This is a genomic window from Rhodococcus sp. NPDC059968, assembly GCF_042738615.1.
Taxonomy (GTDB): Bacteria; Actinomycetota; Actinomycetes; order Mycobacteriales; family Mycobacteriaceae; genus Rhodococcus_F.
In genome coordinates this window covers 1-1,151 of the sequence record NZ_JBHWUE010000288.1, presented here as the reverse complement: position 1 = coordinate 1,151, position 1,151 = coordinate 1, and the positions used below count along the sequence as shown (strand labels likewise).

The 1,151-nt window shown below is 65.6% G+C and carries 1 protein-coding gene; it reads left to right on the top strand.

Translation table 11 applies throughout. The features are described 5' to 3' along the window. Positions 1-15: 15 nt before the first annotated feature. A partial coding sequence (locus tag ACFWAY_RS53885; protein ID WP_378516555.1) for a hypothetical protein occupies positions 16-1,151 on the top strand: 1,136 nt, incomplete at its 3' end.

The following is a 1,151-nucleotide window of genomic DNA, read 5'->3' as shown; positions in this document are numbered from 1 at the left end:
GCTGCACTGACAACGGTGAATGATCTGCTCGACGGGCATGTGATGCTCGACGTTGAGTGTCTGGACCGGATCTACCTGAACGCCTATGTGCCGAATCTGCAGGTCGGTGGGCAGGTGGTGTCGTTCATGACCGCACACCTGGGTTACCCGATCCCGTCGCCGGCGATCCTGGAGAGGATCGGCACGGCATTCCGCCGGGCGGTGCGTCGTTTCGCCGACGACAACCACATCCCGGTGGTGGGGTTCGGCAAGCACGACCGCAAGATCGACGTGATGGGGCCGTACCTGAGCAGGCAGGCGAAGACCGGTCGGCCGGGGGTAGCCGCGATCGGGGTCGCACAGGAGTTCGCCCCGGTGTTCACCGCGACCAAACGCACCGGGCGGACCACGGGGGTGTGGTTCTCCTTCACCAAGACCGACCGGCGAGTGACCTGCTACTACTTCTACCTCTGGGACGACGACTTCGGGCCGGCGTTCGTCAAGGTCTGCGCCTACTTCCCGTATCCGGCCAAGATCTGGGTCAACGGGCACGAGTGGGCCAAACGGCAGGCGGCCAAGGCCGGGATCGGCTTCACCGAACTGTCCAACGGGTTCGCCTCCTGCACCGACCCCACTGCACTACAGGCGATCTGCGACCGTCTCGAGCCCGGCACGATTGGGGTGTTCGCCGAACGGTGGTGGTCGATCCTGCCGCTGCCGCTCACCGGTGCCGACCGTGCGGCGGGCTACTGGTGGCAGCTGTCGATGCGGCAGGTCGAGGTCTCGCGCACGATGGTGTTCGATGCGCCCCGGCATGCTCGCGGATTCTTCGAGGCCCTCGTCGCAGACAATCTCGACATCGGCCGCCCGGAGGTCATCGAGCTTATCTTCAAGCGGGGCCAGCGGCGGGGACGTCCGGCGGCCGGGCAGTTCAAGACCAAGATCGTCACCTACGGCACCGAGGTCAATGTCAACGCCTTCTACCGGCACTCGCGGATCAAGCAGTACCTCAAGGACGGGCGGGCGCTGCGAATCGAAACCGTCGTCAACGACCCGGGCGACCTGGGCTGCCTACGTCGGCTTCCCAACCTCGACGAACTGCAGACCCGTGCCCGTGCGGTCAACCGTCGCCTGCTCGATACTGAACGTGTCGGCCAGGGTTGCGCCCTTGC